This window comes from Actinomadura fibrosa (assembly GCF_900659615.1).
In the GTDB taxonomy this organism is placed as follows: domain Bacteria; phylum Actinomycetota; class Actinomycetes; order Streptosporangiales; family Streptosporangiaceae; genus Spirillospora; species Spirillospora fibrosa.
This window is the reverse complement of record NZ_CAACUY010000398.1, coordinates 1-5,632: the sequence shown is the minus strand read 5'-3', so window position 1 is coordinate 5,632 and position 5,632 is coordinate 1. Positions and strand designations below refer to the sequence as shown.

5 protein-coding genes and 1 pseudogene are annotated in these 5,632 nt (G+C 73.5%); 4 read left to right on the top strand and 2 right to left on the bottom strand.

Features of this window, described 5'->3' with window-relative positions; translation table 11 throughout:
* Positions 1 to 923, bottom strand: a pseudogene (locus tag E1300_RS47125) (hypothetical protein); the annotation flags it as partial.
* A gap of 103 nt (positions 924 to 1,026) precedes the next feature.
* On the opposite strand from E1300_RS47125, the gene E1300_RS47120 reads away from it, so the two are divergent.
* Positions 1,027 to 2,205, top strand: a complete 1,179-nt coding sequence (locus tag E1300_RS47120) for an alpha/beta hydrolase family protein (RefSeq protein WP_165503318.1) — start codon at positions 1,027 to 1,029, stop codon at positions 2,203 to 2,205.
* A gap of 27 nt (positions 2,206 to 2,232) precedes the next feature.
* Here E1300_RS47120 and E1300_RS47115 read toward each other — a convergent pair whose 3' ends face one another.
* Complete coding sequence (locus tag E1300_RS47115; RefSeq protein WP_131763771.1) at positions 2,233 to 3,180, bottom strand: zinc-binding dehydrogenase; 948 nt, start codon at positions 3,178 to 3,180, stop codon at positions 2,233 to 2,235.
* Between the two features lie 148 nt (positions 3,181 to 3,328).
* Between E1300_RS47115 and E1300_RS47110 the strand changes: the two genes are divergently transcribed.
* From E1300_RS47110 to E1300_RS47100, 3 genes are all read left to right on the top strand, one after another.
* Entirely contained in the window at positions 3,329 to 3,913 is a 585-nt protein-coding gene (locus tag E1300_RS47110) for a hypothetical protein (protein ID WP_131763770.1), read from the top strand.
* Positions 3,914 to 3,936: 23 nt separating this feature from the next.
* Complete coding sequence (locus E1300_RS47105; protein ID WP_131763769.1) at positions 3,937 to 4,686, top strand: hypothetical protein; 750 nt, start codon at positions 3,937 to 3,939, stop codon at positions 4,684 to 4,686.
* A 43-nt stretch (positions 4,687 to 4,729) separates the two neighbouring features.
* A partial coding sequence (locus tag E1300_RS47100) for a serine/threonine-protein kinase (RefSeq protein ID WP_131763768.1) occupies positions 4,730 to 5,632 on the top strand: 903 nt, incomplete at its 3' end.

The window sequence follows — 5,632 nt, the reverse complement described above, 5'->3', positions numbered from 1 at the left end:
GGAGTCGGCGCGGGCGGCGGCGCGGGCGCGGGCGGCGGCGCGGCGCCCAGGCGGCGCGTCATCCACTCGGGAGGCTCGTCGCGCGGGAATCGCTCCAGCTCGCGGCGGACGTCCTCGGCGGACGGCTCGCTGTTCCACTTCGGCTCGTCGTCGTTGGTGAAGCTCGCACGGCACCGCACGCCGCCGTTCTCGTACAGCACCTCGAAGTCGACGCGGGACCAGGTGGAGCCCTGGAAGCCGTACGTCCCGGCGCGCAGCCGGTCGAGAAGCGCCGCGACCGCTGGGGGCGGCGTCCAGACCGACATGGTCCGGTCGGCCTTGTAGAGCATCATCGGCGGGAACTCCACGTGCCCGCCGACGGCCTGGTAGTAGCCGAAGACCTTCTCCCACAGCTGGGGCGCGCGGTCGGCGATCAGGATGGTGACCTGGTTCGACAGGACGTCCATCTGCTCGACCGGGTTCATCGGGCCGGGATCGGGCGCGGGCTCCTCGGCGGGCTCGCGGCCCTCCAGCCGGGCGCGGAGCCAGGCGGGCACGTGCGCGCCGTCCCGCGGCATGACGATCTGGTCGCGCGTCCAGCACTCGACGGCGATCGGCGGCTCCCATCCCGGGTCGAAGTCGTAGTTGTAGAGGGGGCGCGCGGAGCCGGGCTCGATGATGAGGAGCATCGAGAACCACGTGCCCTGCTCCGACAGGTAGTGGGCCTGGCGCAGCTCGGCGAGGAGGTCGATGATCTCGTCCGGCGGCCGCTCGACGACCTTGGTCGCGCCCTCGCCGGTGAGCGCGACCAGCGCGACGTCGCTGACGGCGACCGTCGCCCGGCAGTGCAGATCGACGCGCCGCCACCCGGGCGGCGCCAGATTCCGGACATGCTGGACGATCCGGCCCTCGATCTCCGCGATCCGCTCGTTCTGCCCCGTCACGAACGTGCCCCCTGTGATCCGTCGGCGACTGCCCGGCAGGGTATCCCGGACGGCGCCCCGCCCGGCGACCGCCCGGAGGCCCCGTGGGCTACCGTCTGATGCTGTGACCACCGATGCCGCGGCGTCCCCGGCCCCCGCTCCGGCCCCCGCCGGACCACCGCCCCGCTCCGCGCGCCGCGGCGTCCGGAGAGCGGGGGCGGCGGTGCTCGCGCTCGCGGTCCTGCTCGTCGCCGCGCTCGGCGGGGTCGGCTGGTACTTCGCCGGCGTCGCGATCGAGGTCGACCACGCGGCCGAGTACCCCATCGAGATCGAGGACGTCGGCGACGGCACCGTGACCCTGCCCCGCGAACCGTTCACCGAGCGGGCCGGGACGTGGGCGCTCGTCTGGAAGGGCGGCCGGGCGATGCTCGGCCCCATCGTCGGCGGCGACGGCGACCACGTCGTGCGGCGCGTCGCGTCCGTCACCGAGGGGCAGCTCGCCAAGGGCGTCCCCGCGAACGTCGACAACTGGCTGTACGACGGCGACCCCAAGACGGCGCTGGGCCTGGAGTTCCAGGACGTCTCCTACCCGTCCGAGCTCGGCCCGATGCCCGCCTGGCTGGTGCCCGGCTCGTCCCCCAACGGCACATGGGTGATCGGCGTGCACGGCAGGAACGCCGACAAGGCCGAGACGCTCCGCGTCATGCGCGCCGTCCACGCGACCGGCCTGCCCATGCTCTCCATCGCCTACCGCAACGACGTGGGCGCGCCCGCCTCCCCCGACCGCAAGAACCACCTGGGCGACACCGAGTGGAAGGACGTCGCGTCCGCCGTCGCCTACGCGCGCTCCCAGGGCGCGACCGGCGTCGTCCTGTACGGGTGGTCGATGGGCGGCGCGATGGTGATGACGACCCTCCGCAAGGACCCGGCCTTCGTCCGCGGAGTCGTCCTGGACTCCCCCGTCATGGACTGGTCCTCCACCCTCGACAAGCAGGGCGACGCCCGCCACCTCCCCCGCTTCGTCACGAACGTGGCGAAACGCGTCCTCCAGCGGCGCATCGGCATCGACCTGCGCGACTTCGACCAGCGCCGGTACGCCCCCCGTCTGCGGACGCCGACCCTGATGTTCACCACCGCGGACGACGAGGTCGTCGCCAACCGCCCCGCCTTCGCGTTCGCGAAGGCCGCCCCGCCCGGCATGGTCACCCACATCGCCGTGCAGGGCGACCACACCGAGGCGTGGAACGTCGACCCCGCCGCCTACGAACGCGCCCTGACGTCCTTCCTCACGAAGGTCCGCTGACACCGCCCCGCAGCGGACCCGGCGCCGTCACCGGCGCACCTCCAGCAGCGTCTTGCCGACCGACGCCCGCGACTCGATCGCCGCGTGCGCGTCCGCGGCGCCGTCGAGCGGGAACCGCTGCCCGATCACCGGGCGGAGCCGTCCCGCCGCGGCCTCCGCGAGAGCGCTGAGCGTGAACTCCCGCAGCTCCTCCGGCGACGCGGTCGGACGCAGCAGCCCCACCCCGCGCTCGGCAGCCGCCTCCTCCGGGATCCCCGCCCACTCACCGCTCGCCAACCCGAAGCTGACCATCCGCCCACCCCGCCGGACGAGCGTGAACGCCTCCCGCGCGACGTCACCACCGACACCGTCGAACACGACGTCCACCTCACCCACCGCCTCACTCCAGCCCGGCTCGCGGTAATCGACGGCCTCGTCCGCGCCCAGCCCGAGCGCGACCTCCCTCTTCGCCGCGATCCCGGCCGCGGCGACCACCGTCGCGCCCGCCGCCTTCGCCAACTGGACGAGCAGCGTCCCGACCCCGCCGGCCGCGGCCTCCACCAGCACCCGCTCGCCGGGACGCGGCGCCGCCGCCCGCAGCATCATCGTCGCCGTCCGGCCGTCCGCCAGCAGCGCCACCGCCGCGTCGAGCGGCAGCCCGTCCGGCACCGCGAACAGCCCGGCCGCGTCCACGGCGGCGCGCTCGGCGTACCCGCCCGACCCGCCGGTGCTACTGACGACCCGCCGCCCCACCAGCGCCGGATCGGCCCCCGCCCCGACGTCCGTGACGACCCCGCCGACACCGTTCCCCGGAATCATCGGCAGCTCCGGCCTGAACGGGGACGGCCCGCCCGACCGGAACTGCGTCTCCACGAACGTGATGTTGACGAACTCCACATCGACCACGACCTGCCCCGGTCCCGCGACCGGATCCGGCGCCTCCCCGGGCACCAGCACCTCAGGCCCGCCGAACTCCTTCAACCACACCGCGCGCATCACAACGCCTCCGTTCCGTTCCCGCCACCCTGCAACCTCAAGCAAGGACGAGGTCAAGCCGGACGCAACGAATCCCTTTTCTCGCCACAGGCACCTCTGTAAGCTTTCGCGCGTGTTCCGCCTCGTCGGCTGACGCTCAAGGATGGCGATGCGCCGGTTGGTACGTTCCTCCCCACGGGCGCTCCGCCGCGCCGCCCCGGCGCTGGCGGCCCTGCTCCTCGCCGCCTGCGGCTCGTCCCCCTCGTCCTCGGGCGGGGCCCTGAAACCCGCCGGCACCTTCGACACCGGCGCCGCCTCCTCCGCCGGCGCCGCCCCCGCCGCACCCTCGGCGCAGCCCACCGAGCAGCTCTACAAGACCGTCCTCAAGCGCTACCGCGAATACCAGGCCGTCTACCAGCGCGTATACCAGAAGAACGACCCCACGGAACTCGCGACGGTGGCCGTCGACCCGCTCCTCTCACAGGTCACCGACGACGTCGAGAAGACCAAGGCGAAAGGCGAGGTCTGGCGGTTCGCCAACACGTTCAACCCCCGCGTCTACGGCCGGTCCACCGACAGCACGAAGGTCTACGTGATCGACTGCGTGAAGACCTTGAGCGGCTACCGCTTCTCGGCCACGACCGGCAAGCGGCTGAGCGGCGGCCCCGGGACGGCGGCCGTGTTTCGCTCCACCCTCCAGTACGACTCCGGCACCTGGAAGGTCGCCGCCATCGTCCAGGACCGCCCATGCTGACGGCCCTCAGCAAAGGACAAGCGATGTCACCCCACACCTCCGCATCGCGCCGGGCGGCGTCCGCCGCGGTGGTCGCGACGGCCCTCACGACCCCGCTGCTCGTCACGCCCTCTGCCCAGGCTGCCCCCTGCCGGGGGGTTCCCAAGCACGTCATCTGCAACAACACCAGCCACGTGGTCGGATCGTCCGGCGGCGGCGGTTCCGGCTCGGGGTCCGGCGGCGGCAGCGGCCCCTTCATCCCCCCTCCGCCCGAGGGCCTGGCCGACAACGAAGCGGCGGGCTTCGTCCCGGTGGACGGCCCGGCCGCGCCCGCGGCGGCGCCGCCCAGCGCCTTCGACCTCGCCGTGTCGGCGATGGCCGGCACGTTCCTCCCCTCGCCGAAGGTCAGGACCGCGCCGGCCGACAAGACGTACATCCGCATGCGTACGTCCCTCTGGGTCGAAGGAGTGGAAGCCAAGTCGACCGATCCGATCGGAGCGCCGCAGGTGCAGGCGACGGCGACGCCTAGCAAGGTCGTCTGGAACCTGGGCGAGAAGACGATCGAGTGCACCGGCCTCGGCACACCCAAGGGGACCTCCTGCTCCTACGTGTATCAGCGGTCGTCCGCCGGGCAGCCGGGCGGCTCCTGGAAGATCACCGCCACCGTCTACTGGGACGTCTCCTACCGGTGCCTCGCGGGCGGCTGCGCGCCCGGGGTCCTTGATCCGCAGCAAACGACGTCGGCGCCGACGCCGCTGGTCGTGAGCGAGATCCAGACCAACACGGGCCAGTAGCCCGGACGCTGGGCAACGGCGCCGGGCGACCAGGGGAGTCGGTATGGCGGCACGTGGCTGGGGCCTTCCGGGCTTCGTCGACCTGGCGGAACTCGGGACGGGCGCGCAAGGCGAGGTCGTGCTGGCCCGCCATCGCGCGGGCGGGCCCGCGGTGGCGATCAAGTATCTGGCGCCCGGCCTGCTCGGCGACCCCGCCGCGCGGGCCGTCTTCCGCGGCGAGGCGGAACTGCTGAAACGCGTGGTCGACCCGCACGTGGCCCGCCTGCTGCACTACGAGGAGGCGCCCGAAGGCGCGGCGATCGTCATGGAGGCGGTCCCGGGACGGTCACTGCGCCGTGTCCTGGACGACCGCGCGGAGCCGCTCGGTCCGGAGGCCGCGCTGACGACGCTGAAGGGCTCGCTGCTCGGACTCGCCGCCGCCCATGCGGCGGGTGTCGTCCATCGCGACTACAAGCCGGCGAACGTCCTGGTCATGGACGGCGGGCACAGCAAATTGATCGACTTCGGTGTCGCGGTGCTCGCGGGACAGTCCGGCGTCGGCGGCACCCCGTCGTACATGGCGCCCGAACAGTGGGCGGGGCAGCCCGCCTCGTCGGCGACCGACCTCTACGCGGCCACCTGCGTCTTCGTCGAGTGCGTCAGCGGCGAGAAGCCCTTCCGCGCGCCGACTCTCGAAGGTCTGCGGGCCGCGCACTGCGCGGCCCCGGTCCCGCTGGAGCGCGTCCCGGCGGCGCTGCATCCGCTGGTCCTGCGCGGGCTGGCGAAGGCACCCGCCGAACGTTTCGGTAACGCCGTCCAGTTCGTGGGCGAGCTGGAAGCCGCCGCCGTCCGCGCGTACGGCCCGGACTGGGAGCGGCGCGGCCTGGTCGCGCTCGGCGCCGTGGCGGCGCTGGTGGCGGCGGCGATCCCGCTGTCGCTGCTCGGCGGCGCGCTGCTCGCGCCGGGC